General features: G+C 71.3%; 14 protein-coding genes. 8 read left to right on the top strand and 6 right to left on the bottom strand.

Annotation, left to right across the window (positions count from 1 at the left end; translation table 11 throughout):
- Positions 1-51 precede the first annotated feature (51 nt).
- Positions 52-666: a lamin tail domain-containing protein gene (locus KVT45_RS17690; protein WP_217548515.1), complete on the bottom strand. Its 615-nt coding sequence runs from the start codon at positions 664-666 to the stop codon at positions 52-54.
- A gap of 496 nt (positions 667-1,162) precedes the next feature.
- Here KVT45_RS17690 and KVT45_RS17685 point away from each other — a divergent pair, with 496 nt between their 5' ends.
- The gene (locus KVT45_RS17685; protein WP_217548514.1) at positions 1,163-2,500 is read left to right on the top strand and encodes a jacalin-like lectin; all 1,338 of its coding nucleotides are present in this window, start codon (positions 1,163-1,165) and stop codon (positions 2,498-2,500) included.
- Positions 2,501-2,599: 99 nt separating this feature from the next.
- Here the strand turns inward: KVT45_RS17685 and KVT45_RS17680 are convergent, their stop codons facing one another.
- A complete protein-coding gene (locus KVT45_RS17680; protein ID WP_308310763.1) occupies positions 2,600-3,160 on the bottom strand; it encodes an FAD-dependent monooxygenase in 561 nt (186 codons plus the stop codon).
- A 69-nt stretch (positions 3,161-3,229) separates the two neighbouring features.
- Positions 3,230-4,954: a helix-turn-helix domain-containing protein gene (locus KVT45_RS17675; RefSeq protein ID WP_217548510.1), complete on the bottom strand. Its 1,725-nt coding sequence runs from the start codon at positions 4,952-4,954 to the stop codon at positions 3,230-3,232.
- A gap of 273 nt (positions 4,955-5,227) precedes the next feature.
- On the opposite strand from KVT45_RS17675, the gene KVT45_RS17670 reads away from it, so the two are divergent.
- The 4 genes from KVT45_RS17670 to KVT45_RS17655 all read left to right on the top strand — a co-directional run bounded on the left by KVT45_RS17670 (position 5,228) and on the right by KVT45_RS17655 (position 10,018).
- Positions 5,228-6,142, top strand: a complete 915-nt coding sequence (locus tag KVT45_RS17670; RefSeq protein ID WP_217548508.1) for a YceI family protein — start codon at positions 5,228-5,230, stop codon at positions 6,140-6,142.
- Positions 6,143-6,281: 139 nt separating this feature from the next.
- A complete protein-coding gene (locus KVT45_RS17665; protein ID WP_217548506.1) occupies positions 6,282-6,731 on the top strand; it encodes a DUF302 domain-containing protein in 450 nt (149 codons plus the stop codon).
- 163 nt (positions 6,732-6,894) lie between these two features.
- Positions 6,895-7,311, top strand: a complete 417-nt coding sequence (locus KVT45_RS17660; protein ID WP_217548505.1) for a nuclear transport factor 2 family protein — start codon at positions 6,895-6,897, stop codon at positions 7,309-7,311.
- 358 nt (positions 7,312-7,669) lie between these two features.
- Positions 7,670-10,018 (top strand): nitrate- and nitrite sensing domain-containing protein, encoded by a 2,349-nt coding sequence (locus tag KVT45_RS17655; RefSeq protein WP_254646929.1) that lies wholly within the window; start codon positions 7,670-7,672, stop codon positions 10,016-10,018.
- 18 nt (positions 10,019-10,036) lie between these two features.
- Here KVT45_RS17655 and KVT45_RS17650 read toward each other — a convergent pair whose 3' ends face one another.
- Entirely contained in the window at positions 10,037-11,215 is a 1,179-nt protein-coding gene (locus KVT45_RS17650) for an AI-2E family transporter (RefSeq protein WP_308310760.1), read from the bottom strand.
- An 86-nt stretch (positions 11,216-11,301) separates the two neighbouring features.
- The gene (locus tag KVT45_RS17645) at positions 11,302-12,036 is read right to left on the bottom strand and encodes a serine hydrolase (protein ID WP_254646967.1); all 735 of its coding nucleotides are present in this window, start codon (positions 12,034-12,036) and stop codon (positions 11,302-11,304) included.
- A gap of 358 nt (positions 12,037-12,394) precedes the next feature.
- Between KVT45_RS17645 and KVT45_RS17640 the strand changes: the two genes are divergently transcribed.
- The gene (locus KVT45_RS17640) at positions 12,395-13,846 is read left to right on the top strand and encodes a cytosine permease (RefSeq protein ID WP_217548501.1); all 1,452 of its coding nucleotides are present in this window, start codon (positions 12,395-12,397) and stop codon (positions 13,844-13,846) included.
- Positions 13,847-13,880: 34 nt separating this feature from the next.
- Here KVT45_RS17640 and KVT45_RS17635 read toward each other — a convergent pair whose 3' ends face one another.
- Positions 13,881-14,375 (bottom strand): transglycosylase SLT domain-containing protein, encoded by a 495-nt coding sequence (locus tag KVT45_RS17635; protein ID WP_217548696.1) that lies wholly within the window; start codon positions 14,373-14,375, stop codon positions 13,881-13,883.
- Between the two features lie 398 nt (positions 14,376-14,773).
- Between KVT45_RS17635 and KVT45_RS17630 the strand changes: the two genes are divergently transcribed.
- A complete protein-coding gene (locus KVT45_RS17630; RefSeq protein ID WP_217548499.1) occupies positions 14,774-15,499 on the top strand; it encodes a response regulator transcription factor in 726 nt (241 codons plus the stop codon).
- A complete protein-coding gene (locus KVT45_RS17625; protein ID WP_217548497.1) occupies positions 15,496-16,995 on the top strand; it encodes an ATP-binding protein in 1,500 nt (499 codons plus the stop codon). The genes KVT45_RS17630 and KVT45_RS17625 overlap by 4 nt, the downstream gene beginning before the upstream one ends.
- Positions 16,996-17,007: the final 12 nt, after the last annotated feature.

Raw genomic sequence — 17,007 nt, 5'->3', positions numbered from 1 at the left:
GGGGCCGCCGCCGGGCCCCTCGAAGGGGCCTGGCGGCGGATGTCCCACATGTCAGTGCCGGTGACCGAAGTCGTGCCGGTCGTCCGCGTCACGGTGACCGAAGTTGTGCCGGTCATCGGCGTCACGGTGACCGAAGTTGTGCCGGTCGTCCGCGTCACGGTGACCGAAGTTGTGCCGGTCGTCCATGTCACGACGGTGGTGCAGGCCCCAGGAGGCGGAGTCGACGTAGCGCCCGCGCTCGTTGCGCAGGGTGGCGGTGTCGGCGTCGTGGTTCCACACGGAGGAGCGGCGATCCTGGTACAGGTCCGTCAGGGTGTCCCGGCCCTCCCCGGTGTGGACGCGGACCGTCGCGTCGCCCGCCAGCCGGTAATGGCGGAAGGTGTAGCTGTGACCGTCGGCGTCCGACAGCGTCCAGCCGCTGAGGTTCACGTCCCGGCGGGAGTTGTTGGTGACGTCCACCCACTCCCGGTTCAGGGCACGGCCGGAGTAGACCGCCCGGCCCTGTACGTCGTGCTGTACGGCACTGATGACGACCGTATCGCGGTGCGACAGAGCGGGATGCGAAGCGGCCGCCGCGGCCGGCAGGGCCGTGACGCCCACCAGGGCTGCCGCCACGGCGGCGGCTGAGCCGAGACGACGGGCGGTCGCGGAAACGGAAACGGACACGTGGTCCCCCTTCACGGGGTTCGAGCACACTCCGGCCGCGTGCGACGCGAAGCCGCAGGGCGATTGGGGTGTGTGGGGCTGGATGGCGGCCGGGGTGGCCGCGCATCCACACCTTGCAGCCCGGCCGTGCGGCCTTCGGGACACACACGGCGCCTATTACGGATCCTTCGCTTTCCTATGACTCTCGCATGTAACGTCCATTTACGAGTTGAATGAATGGATTTGACGCCCCTTCGCCCCTTTCCGCCCCACAGGCAACGGCCTCGGCCACCATCGGAGTACTGGGCGAACAGCACCCGGATCACCCGAAAGTGAGTAACAGTCAGCACCCGATCGGCCCTGCGGGCAGAAGTCGATCTTCTGGGCGTCACGCGGAATTTCCAAACTGGTTAGTAACAAGAGGGGGTCCGAAGAAAGCGTTTGCCGCTACGTTTTGGCGTGCCTCATTGGCATGCCCACAACTCTCAGCGCACACCTCCCCGTAGGAGACACCCCCATGCGCAGACTCGTTGCCTGTCTGGCGGCCGCCGTCGCCGCTCTCGGCGGGCTCACGGCGACGGCCACCCCGGCCGCGGCGGCCGGCTCGGGCACGTTCAGCGTGCTCACGTACAACGTCGCCGGGCTTCCGGAAGGCCTGTCGAGCGCGCCCACCCCGCGCGACACCAGCACCACGGCGATCGGCACGCGCATCGCGCCGTACGACATCGTCAACGTCCAGGAGGACTTCAACTACCACGCGTACCTGTACGCCACCGACACCCACCCCTACCGCACCGCGACCAGCGGCGGCGCGGGCATCGGCAGCGGTCTCAACACCGTCTCCGACTACGCCTGGGACGGGGACGACTTCGAGCGCGTCGGCTGGAACTCCTGCCAGATCGACTCGGGCGACTGCCTCACGCCGAAGGGCTTCACCTTCATGCGCGAGCGGCTCGCCGAGGGCGTCTACGTCGACTTCTACAACCTGCACACCAACGCGGGCACGAACGACGGCGACGAGGCCTCCCGGGCCGACAACCTCAGCCAGCTGACCGCCTTCATCGGCACCCACTCGGCCGGCAACGCCGTGGTGGTGATGGGTGACACCAACACCCGCTACACCCGCACCGCCGACACCATCGCCGAGTTCGCCTCGAACAACGGGCTCACCGACGCCTGGGTGCAGCTGATCCGCGGCGGCAGCGCGCCGGCCAAGGGCAGCGACGCGCTGGTCTGCGACCAGTCCGGGGCGACCGTGCCCAACACCTGCGAGGTCGTGGACAAGGTCCTCTACCGCAGCAGCAAGCTGGTGAACCTCAACGCGACCTCGTACAACAACGAGCACGCCAAGTTCCTGACGTCCGACGGGCTGATGCTCTCCGACCACGACCCGATCACGGTCGGGTTCTCCTGGTCCGAGAACGCCGACTTCCAGCTGAGCGACCAGTTCGGCGGTCCGCACGGCGACTACTACCAGGACATCGACAAGGTGGCCGCCGGCGCCCGCGCCACCAGCATCTCGCTGCGCTCCGGCTCCCGTGTCGACCAGGTCGGCGTCACCCTCGCCGACGGCACGACGCTCACCCACGGCGGCACCGGCGGCACGGCGTCCTCGCTGACGCTGGGCAGCAACGAGTACGTGACGACGGCGTACCTGTGCGAGAGCAAGTACAACAACACGACCCGCATCTTCTACGCCAAGTTCACCACCAACCTGGGCCGCACCCTCGCCGGCGGTACGACGACCTCGGACTGCGTGACCCGCACCGCGCCGTCGGGCTGGCAGATCGCCGGCTTCCACGGCCGCTCCGGTGACGAGCTCGACAAGGTCGGCTTCATCTACACCAAGCGCTGACGCGCCCGGTCGGCCGGCGGGCGTCACGAACGGTCCGCCGGCCGGACGGTGCGCGCCGGTCGTACCGCCGGCCCTCGTCCGGAGTGCCGGGAGCGGTCCTCAGCCGAGTGCCTCGCGGTAGTCGGCGAGCGCGGTCTCGGTGGCCGCCAGGGGGAAGCGGGCGCCGAGGTGACCGTCCGGGCGGACGACGAAGCCGGTGGGGCCGTCGGGGCGGTAGAGGCGGGCGAACTCACCGGCCGTGTCCAGGTATTCGGGGACGAGGGGCACGTGGGTGCCGTCTTCCGTGCGGATGGCCAGGACGTCCCAGCCGGGGGCGAGGACGGCCTTGATCACGTCGGTGGGGTCCGCCGCGTAGAGCAGCACGACGTGGTCCGGGCGGCCCCGCAGGATGTCGAGCAGCCGCAGCGGATAGGTGGCGAGCGGTGTGGTGAGACCGGCGCAGTCCGGGGCGCGGTCGCCGGGTTGCGGGGCGTCCGGGGGGCCGTAGGGGGCGGTGGCGAGGGGGCCGTCCCGGTAGCCGACGAGAAGCTGGGCCTCGCGGAGCATGATGATCCGCGGGTCGACGAGGCGGCAGTCCGCACCGTGCCGGCGGAGTTCGGCGGCGGCGCTCAGCCCGACCGGGCCGGCGCCCACGATCAGAACGTCGGTTGTGTGCGTCACGGGCGTCTCCCAGCAGGTGGCCCCGGACCGGTTGCGTCCCTCCATGGTGGCCCCGCCGCGGGCGGCCGGCTACGCGTGGCTGCCGTAGGTGCGCAGCTTGCGGTAGAGCGTCGCGCGGCCGATGCCCAGGGCGGCTGCCGTGCGGGCCTTGTTCCCGCCGTGGCGGCGCAGGGCCTCCAGGATCGCGGTGCGTTCCGCGTGTTCCATGGGGCTCAGCGGGCGCCCGGCGGGTCCCTCGCGTACGGGGTCGGGCAGTTCGGTGCGCCGAACCGGCCCCACCGCCCGGCGCCGCTGCGCCAACGACCGTACGACATGGGCGAGTTCCGTGATGTTCCCGGGCCACGGGTACCGCTCCAGGGCGCGCCGGGCGTCGAGTGTCCAGGTGAGCGGGGGCTGCCCGGGTTCCGTGGCCGGGGCGACGGCGGTGAGCAACTCCCTGATGTCCTCGGGGCGTTCGCGCAACGCGGGCAGGGTGACCGAGCGGGCGGCCAGGGTGTCGAGGAGCCGCTGGAGGCAGGGGCCGGGTGGCGCTCCGGGGGTGTAGGTGACCAACAGGGGTGCGGTGGGCCGGGCTTCGAGGAGGGCGACGATCGCCGCCACGTCCGGCTGTGCCAGGCGTTCGGCGTGGCGCAGCACGAGACTGCCGCGGGGGTCGGCGGGCAGGGCCTCGTGCAGGTCCCCTTCGGCCGCGTCGACGACGAGCGGCTCGGTCCCGCCGAGCAACTCGCGGGCCAGGGAGGTCTTTCCGGTACCGCGTTCACCGACTAGCAGTAAGGGGGCGCGGGCGGCGGCCAGTTCGGCGGCGCGCTCGGTGGCGTGCCGCCAGGGCACCGAGTGCCCGGGCAGCGCGGTGGGCGGGCGCCCGGCGGGGGCGGCGGGGGCACGGCCGTACGCCGGTTCCAGGACGGCGACGGCGCCGACTGTCTCGCCCAGGTGGCGGACGACCTGGAGAGTGGCGCCGCAGGGGAGCCGGGCGCCGGGCGCGTCCCCGCGCAGCGCCCTGTGCACGGCTCGTTCCAGGTCCTCGATGTCCCGGGCCGCCAGCAGCCGGCCCGCGGCCTCGCTCACCAGCCGGCTGTGCCCGGCGAACGCCACCACCGGGCGGTCCTGCTCCGCGCAGGCCGCGAGGTAGGCGTCGAGCAGGGCCCGCTCCGGCGGACGGGTGTGCGCCCGCAGTTCCGCCTCCACCACCGCGGCCGTCGCCTCGGCCAGGGCCGCCTGCGGGTGCGGTGCGCAGCCGCCGCACAGGGCCGACGCCACGGTGACCGTGCCGACCGGCTTGCCGTCGCCGGGGGCCCACAGCGGCACGCTGACCGCGGAGACCTCCTGCCGCATGTCCAGGAAGTGCTCGGGTCCGTGCACCTCGGCGCGGTGGCCGGTGCGCAGGGCCTGGGCCGCGCTGTTGGGGCCGACGCTCTGCTCGGAGAGGTCGGGACAGAACGTGGCCCGCGGGGCGTGCCCGGCGGACCACAGCACACGGAGCCGGGCATCGGTGAGGAGGAGGGTGGCGCGCTCGTGGTCGAGCACCGGGCCGAGTCGCTCAAGGACCGGCCGGGCCGCTTCGAGCAGTGCGGGGTCGGGCGACTGCGGGGCGCGGCCTTCGAAGGGGGCCGCGGAGTCGTGCCGTACGCCGTAGAAACGGGCGCGCCGCCAGGCGGCCGCGACCTCGTCCGGCACGTCCGCCGGCAGCGGATGCCCGGCGAGGAAGCGGGCGCGGGCCCGGCGCAGTTGGCCGAGCGCGGGCCGGGCCGAGGACTGCCTGCCGGCCGAGGGGGGATGCTCTGCGGTGGTCATGGCGCCCCTCACCGTACCGGGAACAGTTGAAGGAGCAACGACCGGCGTGCCCCACGGAGCTCCGGTGTACACCGCGTGTCTCGGATTGAGACACCCATGGCCGTCCGCACCGATTCATGATCTTGAACGGTCGGTTTCCGTCCTTTCCCCCTCCGGAGCGTTCCCCGTGCACACCGATGTCGTGACCGGCGACTGGGCCTGGCAGCCAGGTCACCACCGGGGCGGACGACGACGGTACCGCCCCCCGCGTACGCGACACGAAAGGTGAACAGCATGGCCCTCGGGCTGCTCAGGCGCCGGTGGTCCAAGGACGCCCCGGCCCGTTCGGTGGGACTCACCCTGCCCCTCCCGCCCGGTGCGGGCGGGGTCGCCCGGACCGTCCTGGACCCCGTCGACCAGCCGCTCGGCGGCGCCGACGTCACGGTCACCGCGCTGGACACCCACCAGGTGACGGCCCGGGGCACGACCGATCCCTTCGGCTTCTTCATGGCGGCCCTGCCGCCCGGGCGCTACAGCATGCTGACCGTCGCCGAGGGCCTGGACCCGCACCGGGAGACCGTCGAGATCGTCGCCGACAGCTGCCCGGCGCCCGCGCGCATCCGGCTGCAGCCGGCCCGGCAGCTGGCGTTGCCGCCGACCGGCGGCTGGGTCTTCGATCCGCCGCACACCGCGATCCGGTTCATCGCCAAGCATGTCGGCATGGCCCATGTCCACGGCCGTTTCGAGCGTTTCGACGGTGCGATCACCGTCGCCCCGGACATGAGCCAGTCGACGGTCCGGGTCCGCATCGACGCGTCGAGCATCAACACCGGGAACACGACCCGCGACAACCATCTCCGTTCCGGGGACTTCCTGGACGTCGAGCGGTACCCGTACATCGACTTCGCCAGCGCGCGCTTCGCCTACCGGGGAGGCAGCAAGTGGACGCTCCTCGGCACCCTGACGATGCACGGCGTCAGCCGTTCGGTCTCGCTCGACACCACCTACCTGGGCACGGTCAACGGCGGGTACGGCGAGGAACTGCGCTGCGCCGCGCTCGCCACGGCCGAGCTGCACCGGGAGGACTACACCCTCAACTGGCGGTCGATGCTGGCGCGCGGCATCGCGGTGGTGGGTCCGACGGTGCAGCTGGAACTGGACGTGCAGGCGATGTACCGCTCACCGGAGACGCCCACGCCGCCGGAGTGACGATGCACGCCGCCCTCGGGTGGACGGGTGCGGCCCGCCTCACCTGTTTGGGTGAAGACACCCGAGAGGTCGAGTCGTACGGTCTGGATGGACCGATGACCGGCGCCGTCGGCCTTTCGAGGAAAGGTGCCCAGGAGCCTTGGCCATTGAATATGTCCTTCGCACCGCCCTTGAGCGGCACATCATCAATACGCGACGGCACTTCACGGATGTCATCGGGGACATCCGCGCGGAAATCGACGCCCGGGAAACGACCGGCGGGCAGGTCGACCGGCTGGTCCTGGCCCGGTGCGGAGAAGTCGATCCGGACCGGGCCACCGCGCTCGCCCCCGGGGTGAGCCGTCTGGTCCGTCTGGTTCTCGACAAGCCTTCGACGACCGCGGAACTGGCCCGGACATTGCCGGATGTCGGCCTGTACTGTCCCGTGTCGATCCTCGTGCAGCAGATCACCGACGGCGGAACACGGCTGAGCTACGATTCCGTCGCCAGCGCCATAGCCGTTCACCAGGACGAAGCCGCCACAGCGGTCGCGCAGAGCTTCGACGCCGAGATCCTGGAAATGCTGCGCCGCATCGCAGACCGGGACTGAGTCCCGCTCCGGCGCGGGAGGGTGCAGGCGCCGCATCTGCTGGACGGCGCCGTCGACTTCCGGAAGGTCATTGTGTTCCGAGGGCCTCACGATCGCTGACCTGCCCGTCCCGTCATAGCGTGGAAGTGCACCGATCGGCCAAAAGCCCAACGGAGTGATCGCCATGAATGAGAGCCGGACCGAGCGGAACAAGGCCGTCGTCGTCGAATTCCTGACGGCTGCGTTCAGTTCCAAGGACTTCGCTTCACTGGACCGGTACGTGCACCCGGACTACATCCAGCACAACCCGTTCATCCCGCCGGCGAAGGCAGGACTGCGCGGATTCATCGCCGGACTGCCCGACGACACCCGTTACGAGCCGGGGGCGATCATCGCCGAGGGAGACCTGGTCATGGTCCACGGCCGATACTCCGGCGGCGCCGACAAACCCCTCCTCGGAGTCGACATCTTCCGTTTCGAGGACGGTCTGGTGGTGGAGCACTGGGACGTCCTGCAGAGCGAAGTCGCCGCGCAGGACACCGTGGCAGGCAATCCGATGTTCACCAACCCGCAGACCGGCCCGGCCGATCGCCCGGCCTGAAGCACACGTAGCCGAGTAATGCCGGACTTCGGCACGGCCCATCAGGCACCGCACGCCGACCCGGCCGTGGTCCAGGGCGCAGAAACCGGCTGTCCATGCCATCGTCCGCCGCGATGCGTTCGCCCACCAGGACAAGCCCTGCCCGTTCGCCCGACCGAACGGACCAGGGGGTACAGGCCCCCTCCCCCGTCATCCGTGCGTTGACCACCGATGGTTTTGATTGAGCTTTGTACCATTTCGGAGAAACCGCTTCACCCAAACGCCGGTCGATCCCGATCTCCGGGTGTTAGAACTTGGCAACTGAACGTCAGGCTGCGCACAGTCCTGCGCACCATCCCTGTTGTGAAAAGGGACGATCTTGTCCAAGTCCAGACCTCTGACCGGCAACTGGCGCGTCGCAAGACGCCTCCAGGCCATTCTGCTCATCCCCGTGCTCGTCGCCCTCGCCCTTGGCGGCGTCCGGGTGAAGAACTCGATCGGCACCCTGCAGGACGCCAACGACGCGGTGCGCGTGGCGGAGTTGGTGCAGGCGGCGAACGCCTACGCCAGTGACGCCATCAACGAGCGCGACGTGTCGGTCATCCCGCTCCTGCAGGGCAAGCGGGACGCGCCCGCCGTGGTGGCGGCCCGCAAGGTCACCGACGCCGACGCGAAGGCGTTCGACACGGCGGTGGCCCGGGTGCCGAAGACCGCGGGCCTCACCCGGCGGATCGAGCTGGTGCGGGCGGGCGAGAAGCTACTGCCCGCGGTGCGGGCCGACGCGTTCACGACCAAGGTGTCCGGGGTGCAGACGGAGGAGAGCTACCACGCCGTCCAGCACCCGCTCATGGAGATCTCGAACGAACTGGGCTTCGGCAGCAACAACCAGGCGAGCTTCGGGCGCACCCTCTACGCCATCTCCCTGACCCAGGCGGCCGAGTCCCTGGTGCGCTCCATCGGCACGCACCTGCTGGTCGAGGACCGCGACGCGCTCGCCGAGGGCGAACTCCAGACCCAGCTCGGCTCGTTCAGCTCCTACGTGTACCTGGAGCAGGTCGGCCTCCAGGAGTACGCGGGCGCCGGCACCGCCGGGGACATGACGCGGCTGCGGGCGGCGCTGGCGGACGCGCAGAAGAAGGGGACGCAGCAGACGGCCAAGGCCGCCGAGGAGGCCAAGGCGGCCGGGCAGGCCTTCGTGACACCGCCGGCCCTGACGGAGATGCTCAAGGCGATCGCCGCCGGGACGCCGACCGACCAGCTGGCCGCCCAGGGCATCACGCCCGAGTCCTTCTTCGCGGCGTCCGCGCTCTCCTTCGACGCCTACCGCAGTATCGAGGTCCATCTGACCGACACGGCCCTGGCCAGTGCCCGGAGCATCGCCGCCGACGCCAGACGGGCCGCGATCACCAACGGCTCCGTCGCGCTCGGCTCCGTACTCGTGGCCGTCCTGCTCGCGGCGTGGGTGGCCCGCTCGATGAGCCGGGGCATGCGCAGGCTCAGCGCCTCGGCGATCGAGATCGCCGAGCAGCGGCTGCCGGCGGTGATCACCCAGTTGTCGCAGGCCGTGCCCGGCCAGGTGGACACCAGGGTCACGCCGATCCCGATCACCACCACCGACGAGATCGGCGAGGTCGCCCGCGCCTTCGACCACGTGCACCGGGAGGCGGTCCGGCTGGCCGCCGAACAGGCCGTGCTGCGCGGCAACGTCAACACGATCTTCACCAACCTGTCCCGCCGCAACCAGTCGCTGATCGAGCGCCAGCTCGCCCTGATCACCGACCTGGAGGAGCGCGAGGCCGACCCCGAGCAGTTGTCGAACCTGTTCAGGCTGGACCACCTGGCCACGCGGGTGCGCCGCAACGGCGAGAACCTGCTGGTGCTCGGCGGCGAGCGCCCCACCCAGCAGTGGGACCATCCGCTCCCCCTGGTCGATGTCATCCGGGCGGCGGCCTCCGAGGTGGAGCAGTACGAGCGGATCGAGCTGGAGGGCATCCCGGAGGCCGAGATCCACGGCCGCGCCGTCACCGACCTGGTGCATCTGCTCGCCGAGCTCCTGGAGAACGCCACCTCGTTCTCCTCGCCGCGCTCGGCGGTCCGGGTCACGGCGACCCGGCTGCCTGACACCCGGATCATGGTCGAGATCCATGACAAGGGCATCGGTCTGGTGCCCGAGGACTTCGCGCTGATCAACCACAAGCTGGCCAATCCGCCGACCGCCGACGCCGACGTCTACCAGTACATGGGGCTGTTCGTGGTGGGCAGGCTCGCCGACCGGCACGGCATCCGGGTCCAGCTGCGGCCGGCCGCCGGGGAGTCCGGCACGACCTCCCTCGTCATGCTCCCCGGCACCATCACCTGGCGCAGCGGCACCGAGTCCGACGCCGACACGCTGGCCCTGGCGGCCTTCAAGGCACGCCCCACGCCCGGGCTGGCTGCCCTGCTCGCGGACGGGCCCGCCGACCCGTTCGGCGGGCACGAGGCGTGGGAAGACGTCCCACCTGCACCCGGCCCTGCCACGCCGTCCGGCTTCGCCGCGCCGTCCGGTGTGCCCGCCGCGGCCGGTGGTCCCGCCCCTGCCGGTGCTCCGGCCGCCGGTGGGCCCGCCGTCTTCAGTGGTCCCGCCGCACCGGACGTTCCGGCGCAGGCCGGACCACCCGCTTCGGCCGCGCCGTCCGGGCGTCCCCGGCGCGCGTCGAAGCGCGGCCGGCGCCCCGCCAAGGACCGCTGACCCGCCGGCACCGGCGGGTCAGGGCGGCGGCACCGGGCGCAGGGCCCGCACCACCGCCCAGAGGACCGAGATGAACGGCACGGCCACGACGGCGCCGATCACCCCCGCGACGATGCTGCCGGCGATGACCGACACGGCGACGACGAGGGGGTGCAGCCGCACCGCCCAGCTCATCACCAGCGGGTGCAGCACATGCCCCTCCAGCTGGCCGATGACGACGATGAGCACGAGGACGGCGGCGGCCGTGAGCGGACCGCGCCCGGCCAGCGCCACCACCGTGGCCACGCTGAGCGCGACCGGTGAACCCACCAGCGGGACGAACGCCGCGAAGAACTCCAGCAGGGTGAGCGGCAGCGCGAGCGGCACCCGCAGCACGAGCAGGGCGATGCCGACGAGGACGGCGTTGGCGGCGGCCACGATGATGATGCCGCGGGTGTAACCGGCGAAGGTCCGCCAGGCCGCGCGCCCCGCCCGGTCCCAGGCGCTCCGGGCGCCCGCGGGCAGCAGTTCGCGGCTGGTCCAGGCCCACAGCCGCTCGCCGGAGTGGATGAAGAACACCGAGGTGAAGAGTGCGAGCGCGCCGCCGGTGATCAGTTCGACGAGTGTCCCGAAGCCGCTCAGCGCCCTGCTCGCCAGGTTGGAGCGGTGGGACTGGATGTAGTTCACGATCTGCTGCTGGAGACGCGACAGGGCGCCCGGCCCGAGCCGGAAGGGCGGGCGCTGCAGCCAGACCTCGATGCGGTGGATGCCACCGCGGAACTCCTCGGCCAGCGTCGCCGACTCCTGCGCGACCGCGTTGCCCACCAGGGCCAGCAGCCCGAAGAAGAGGCAGATGCTGCCGACCAGGCTGACCGCCACGGAGAGCGGCCTGGGGAGCCACCGGGCCAGCAGGTCGGCGAGCGGACGCAGCACCGAGGTGATGACCAGGGCCAGGAACACGGCGACGGCGATCAGCTGGAAGCGGCCGAGGACGACGAAGACGCCGTAGACGACGATGCCGACCACGATGAGCCGCCAGGCGTAGGCGGCGGCGACCCGGAGGGCGGGGACGACGATCGCGCTGACGGAGGCGGCGGCGCGCGGGTCGCGGGCGCGTTCCGGGATCCGGATCGCGCGTGCGGTCCGGCTGTCCGGTGCCGCGCCCCGTGCCCGGCGCGCCCGGCCCCGCCCGGCCGCCGGCCCGCCCGCACCCGCCACCGTGCCTCCCGTCGCCGGCGTCCGTCGCCTTCAATGCACGTTAGGGGCATTCCGGGCGCCGGGTGGGGTGCAGTGGGCCAAGGGGGTCAGTGGGCCGTCGTGTCGGAGACGGCGGTGCGGACGGCCCGTTCCACCAGGTTCACGCCGTCGGCCATGGACGTGCTGCCGTTGGAGAGGACCGCGACGAGGTAGTGGTGTCCGCCGGTCGTGATGCGTCCGATGCTGTTGATGTCCCACAGGCCGGTGGTGGTGCGCATGAGCCAGCCGTTCTTCAGCGCCCATCCGGAGTCGGCGGCGGCCGAGACGCCCCAGGACTGGTCGGCGGCGATCTCGGTCATCAGGGTGCCGATACGGCTTCGGGACGCCGCGTCGAGGGGCGTGGGGCCGGTGCCGAAGATCGCGCGCAGCAGTCGTATCTGATCGGCCGCGGTGGTCCGGGTGAGCCCCCAGCGGCCGCCGGGACCGCCCTGGGTCGAGGTCAGTCCGAGCCGCCTGTTGGCCGACTCCAGGCCGGGGGCCTCGCCGATGGCCCGCCACAGGGCGCTGGCCGCGGTGTTGTCGCTGTCGCGGATCATCACCTCCGCCTCGGCACTCTCCCGTGCGGTGAGGGCACGCCGGTGGTCCCGCGCGTGGAGCAGCATGGCGGCGAGGATGTCGACCTTGACGATGCTCGCCGTGTCGTACGGCGTGTCGTCGCCGTAGACGGCGGGTTCCCGGCCCGTGCCGTCCAGGTCGAGGACGGCGGCGGTCACCCGCGCCTCGCCCTGGGCCGCCACGGCGGTGCGGAAGTCGACGGGGCCGGAACCGGTGCCGGCGGCCATGGCCGCCGGAGCGGCTCCGACGAGCAGGGCCACCGCCGCGGCCACGAGGGACAGGGTTCGCTTGTGCATGGCGGGAGCCTTCGCAGTTCGGATCGGAGGGAGACAGAACTGCGAACGTAGACAAAATGCCCGGCCCGCGACATGACCGCCGCCACGTCGCGACCGGTTCGGGGCCGTTTGTGAGCAGTCCAACAGAGCCGTTTGTGAGCAGGGCAACAGGACCGCCTGCGAGCGGCGCGACGGGGCCGAACGCGAGGTGACCCTTCCGGTGTACGGAACACGAATTCCGCATGCCTCATCCGCATCGGTCCGGGGGAAGAATGTGGTCAGAGTGACGGACTGGCCCCTGGGAGGTGCCATGAGCACATCGGCGGAACCGCGGGTGAGCGGTCTGGAAGTCCGGTCCATCGACTACGTGCCGCTGGACGAGCGGCACGGCAAGCTGTGGCATCTGGGCCCGCTGTGGTTCATGTCCAACGCGCAGATCGCCACCCTGGCCGTGGGGCTGATCAGCATCACGGAGGGCGGCAATCTGATCTGGTCGCTGCTGGCGATCGTCGCGGGCACCCTGATCGGCACGTTCTTCATGGCGTTCCACTCGGCGCAGGGGCCGCAGCTGGGACTGCCGCAGATGATCCAGTCCCGCCCGCAGTTCGGCTATGTCGGGGCGCTGCTGGTGTGGCTCTTCGCGTATGTGCAGTACGCGGGCTTCAACGTGTTCAACACCGTGCTGGCCGGTGAGGCCCTGGACACCACGATCCACGGCGGTGTGAAGCTCTGGGTGGTCGTGGTCACCATCGTCGCGCTGGTCGTGGCGCTGGTGGGGTACGACATCATCCACAAGGCCGAGCGGTTCCTGACCTACACGTTCCTGGTCATCTTCGGGATCTTCACCGTCGGCGTGCTGGTCACCCTGCACTACCCGGCGGGCTCCTTCGACCTCGGCGCGTTCAAGGTCACCCCGTTCCTGGCGCAGTTCGGCGTGGTCGCCGGCTACCAGATCAGCTGGGCCATCTACGTCTCGGACTACTCGCGCTACCTGCCGCCGGACGTCACCGTGCGCAAGACGTTCTACTGGACCTACTTCGGCTCGGCGCTCGGCGGTATCTGGCTGATGGTGCTCGGGACGCTGCTGGCCGCCTGGGCGGGCGACAGCTTCGACACGATCCCGTCGATCAACGCCGCCGGCGACAAGGTCTTCGACGGCTTCGGCGCGATCGTCCTGCTGTTCTCCGCACTGGGCCTGATCTCCGTCACCGCGCTGAACATGTACGGCGGTTCACTGACCCTGATCAGTGCCATCGACTCGTTCAAACGGGTGCGGCCGACCCTGGGCGTGCGCCTGGTCACCCTCGGGGTGACCGCGGCGCTCTCGCTGATCGGCGCACTGGCGGCGACGACGAACTTCCTGACGAACTTCAACAACTTCCTGCTGTTGGTGCTGTATCTGTTCATCCCGTGGACGTCCGTGAACCTGATGGACTACTACGTGGTGCGCCGAGGGCACTACGCGATCGCCGAGATCTTCAAGCCGAACGGCATCTACGGCCGCTGGGGCTGGCAGGGGATCATCTCGTACCTGGTCGGGTTCGCGGTCATGATCCCGTTCTTCTCGGTCGGCACGCTCTTCGTCGGCCCCGCCGCCAAGGCTCTGGACGGGGCGGACATCTCCCTGTTCATCGGGCTGCCGGTGTCGGCGCTGCTGTACTGGCTGCTGACCCGCTCGGTCGACGTCGAGGCGGAGACCCGCGTCGCCGAGGCGGAGGCCGCGGCCCTGGAGCAGGCCGCGCACGAACACCGCGAGCCGTAGGACCTGACTGCGGTCCGAGGAGTCGCCGTCGACGTCAGTAGGCGGAGTTGACGTTGTCGATGGAGCCGTAGCGGTGGGCGGCGTAGTTGGCGGCCGCGGTGATGTTGGCCACCGGGTCGGTGACGCTGCGGGCGGTGCCGGCCACGTGGTACGCGTTGAAGGTGGGGTCGATGACCTGGAGCAGACCCTTGGAGGGGGTGCCCTTCTGCGCGTTGACGTCCCAGTTGTTCTGGGCGCTCGGGTTGCCGCCGGACTCGCGCATGATGTTGCGCTTGAGGCCCTCGTAGCTGCCGGGGATGCCCTTGGCCTTCATGATCTGCAGGGACTGCTTGATCCAGCCGTCGAGGTTGTTGGCGGAGCCGGTACCGCCGGAGGAGGCCGTGACCGCGGTGGAGGTGTGCACCTGCGTCAGTTCGGCGGCCTGTGCGTTCGCCGGCATCAGGGTGAGGGCGGCGGCCGCGGCACCGGTGGTGGCGAGGCCGGTGAGGCCGAGGGTGCGCAGGCGGGCAATGCGGGTGCGAGTGGTCATGGTCATGCGAATGCAACTCTCCGGTCTGGGACGGCGTCGGCGCCGGCCGCGGTGGGCGGCGGCGTTGGGCGGAGCCCGTACTACCGGCGGGAGTGGGCGGGCCCGGCGGGGATCCGCTCGGCCCGTCGCCCGTCTCCCGGCGACGAGAGCAATGGTTAGCGGCAGCCGGAGCGCGCCGCAATGATGTGACGTACTACCCGACTTCGGATTGAATGCCCGAAATGACACCAATGGATGCCTTGCATCCAGTTCAGGGCGTTCCGTTACTACGATGCCGGATAGGATGTGATGTGGCTCCTATGGGGGGTGTCACGCGTTCAGGGCCCTTCGCGGGGCCCGCGGGACGGGGTGGGCTCGCTCCACAGCTCTCGTACAGGCCGCCGCGAGAGCATCCGCCCATGTCTGACACCCCCACACCGGCGCCGGGCGCGATCCGGGTGCTGATCGTCGACGACGAGCCCGAGCTGACCGAACTGCTCTCGGCCGCCGTCAGCGCGGCGGGCTGGCAGCCGTTCGTGGCGCGGAACGGGTACGGCGCGCTGCGCACCGCCCGCACCTGCGGACCGCACGCCGTCGTGCTGGACGGCATGCTGCCCGACCTGGACGGGATCCAGGTGCTGCGCCGGCTGCGCCACGAGAACGCCAGGGTGCCGGTGCTGATGCTGACCGCCCGGGACGCGGTGGAGCACCGGCTCGACGGGCTCTCCACCGGCGCCGACGACTATGTGACCAAGCCCTTCTCCCTGGAGGAGGTGATGCTCCGGCTGCGCGGGCTGCTGCGCCGCGCCGGAGCCGGCGAGGGTGCCGCGGAGGAGGGGGTGCGGGTGCTCGGCGACCTGGTGCTGGGCGAGCAGACCCGGGAGGTGCGCCGGGGCGGCACACCGGTCTCGCTCACCGCGAAGGAGTTCGACCTGCTTCGGTTCCTGATGGACCACCCCCGCCAGGTGCTCAGCAAGACGCAGATCCTCGACCACGTGTGGAACAGCTCGTTCGACGGTGGCGGAAACCTGGTGGAGGTGTACGTCTACGGTCTGCGCGCGAAGATCGACAAGGACCGCCGGCCGATGATCCACACCGTGCGCGGCGCCGGGTACGTCATCAGACCGGCGGACGACGAGGCATGACGGTCGTCGGGCGGGCCCTCACCCGGCTCCGCGGGCGCTCGCTGCGGGTCCGGATGGTCCTCGTCCACTCCCTCACCCTGGCCGCCGTCTGCACGGCGATGGCCCTGGCCACCGTGCTCGTCCAGCGCTACTACCTGATCCGGGACCTGGACCAGCGGGTCACCGACGCCGCCGAGCACAGCCAGGGCGGCCGGGAGCACGGGCCGCCCGGGGCGAGCCTCGGCTTCCTCAAGGAGCGCGGCCAGCACACCGGCACCCTCGCCGCCCTCATGGACGGCGCCGAGATCACCATGGCCGAGGTGGTGACGGACGGCGGCCCGCGTTCCCTGACCGCGGCCCAGTGCGCCGCCCTCGACGGCATCCCGGCCGACGGGAGCCTGCGCACCCGGACGATCCCGGGCCTGGGTGCCTACCGGCTGACGGCCGTCAGCGAAGGGGGCACCGCCATGCTGGCCGGGCTGCCCGTGGGTGGCGTGCGTCAGATGATCGATTCCCTGGTCGTGATCGAGGCCTGCATCGCCGGGGTCGGGCTGGTGCTGGCGGGTTCGGTGTCGGCGGTGGCGGTCCGGCGTCAGCTGCGGCCGCTGCAGCGGGTCGCCGCCACCGCCGTCGAGGTCTCGCACGCACCTCTGGACCGTGGCGAGGTCAGCGGGCTCACCCGGGTGCCGGCGCCGGACACCGATCCGGGCACCGAGGTGGGCCAGGTGGGGGCAGCGCTGAACCGGCTGATCGACCACGTGGAGTGGTCCCTGTCCGAACGCCAGCGTGCCGAGGAACACATGCGGCGCTTCCTCGCCGACGCCAGCCACGAGCTGCGCACCCCGCTCGCCTCGATCGCCGGGTACGCCGAGCTGATGCTGATGGACGTGGACACCCGGAAGATCGAGCCGGAGCTGGCCTGGCGCCGGGTCTCCGACCAGTCGGCGCGGATGACGGGCCTGGTGGAGGACCTGCTGCTGCTCGCCCGGCTGGAGGAGGGCAGACCGCTGGAGGCCGCCGAGGTGAACCTGGCGACCCTGGTCGGGGACGCGGTGTGGGACGCCCGGGCGGCGGGGTCGGACCACCACTGGCAGCTGGTGCTGCGCCTGGACGCGCCCGCCACGGTGACCGGCGACCCGTCCCGGCTGCACCAGGTGGTGGCCAACCTGCTGGCCAACGCGCGGGTGCACACCCCCGCCGGGACGCGGATCACCGTCACGGTGGAGGCCGTCGACGGGCACTGCGTGATCCGCGTGCACGACGACGGTCCGGGCATCCCCGGCGATCTCCTGCCGACGGTCTTCGACCGCTTCACCCGGGGTGACGCCTCCCGCTCCCGCGCCCCCGGGACCGCGGGCGGGGCGGGTCTCGGGCTGGCCATCACGGCCGCGATCACCCAGGCGCACGGCGGCCGGGTCGAGGTGGAGAGCGCGCCCGGCGACACCCGGTTCACCGTCACGCTGCCGCTCGCCGGCACCGCCGCCCCGATGCCGGCGACCACCACGGCAAGGAACTGATCCGCCGGCGCC

The organism is Streptomyces sp. GbtcB6 (genome assembly GCF_019091475.1).
In the GTDB taxonomy this organism is placed as follows: Bacteria; Actinomycetota; Actinomycetes; order Streptomycetales; family Streptomycetaceae; genus Streptomyces; species Streptomyces hyaluromycini.
This window is presented reverse-complemented; position numbering and strand designations above follow the sequence as displayed.

What these genes read in the sequence shown, in the direction of transcription:
- KVT45_RS17685 (WP_217548514.1), top strand. Translation starts at nt 1,163, where the DNA reads ATGCGCAGACTCGTTGCCTGTCTGGCGGCCGCCGTCGCCGCTCTCGGC.
- KVT45_RS17675 (WP_217548510.1), bottom strand. Translation starts at nt 4,954, where the DNA reads ATGACCACCGCAGAGCATCCCCCCTCGGCCGGCAGGCAGTCCTCGGCC.
- KVT45_RS17670 (WP_217548508.1), top strand. Translation starts at nt 5,228, where the DNA reads ATGGCCCTCGGGCTGCTCAGGCGCCGGTGGTCCAAGGACGCCCCGGCC.
- KVT45_RS17660 (WP_217548505.1), top strand. Translation starts at nt 6,895, where the DNA reads ATGAATGAGAGCCGGACCGAGCGGAACAAGGCCGTCGTCGTCGAATTC.
- KVT45_RS17645 (WP_254646967.1), bottom strand. Translation starts at nt 12,036, where the DNA reads ATGGCCGCCGGCACCGGTTCCGGCCCCGTCGACTTCCGCACCGCCGTG.
- KVT45_RS17640 (WP_217548501.1), top strand. Translation starts at nt 12,395, where the DNA reads ATGAGCACATCGGCGGAACCGCGGGTGAGCGGTCTGGAAGTCCGGTCC.
- KVT45_RS17635 (WP_217548696.1), bottom strand. Translation starts at nt 14,375, where the DNA reads ATGACCACTCGCACCCGCATTGCCCGCCTGCGCACCCTCGGCCTCACC.
- KVT45_RS17630 (WP_217548499.1), top strand. Translation starts at nt 14,774, where the DNA reads ATGTCTGACACCCCCACACCGGCGCCGGGCGCGATCCGGGTGCTGATC.
- KVT45_RS17625 (WP_217548497.1), top strand. Translation starts at nt 15,496, where the DNA reads ATGACGGTCGTCGGGCGGGCCCTCACCCGGCTCCGCGGGCGCTCGCTG.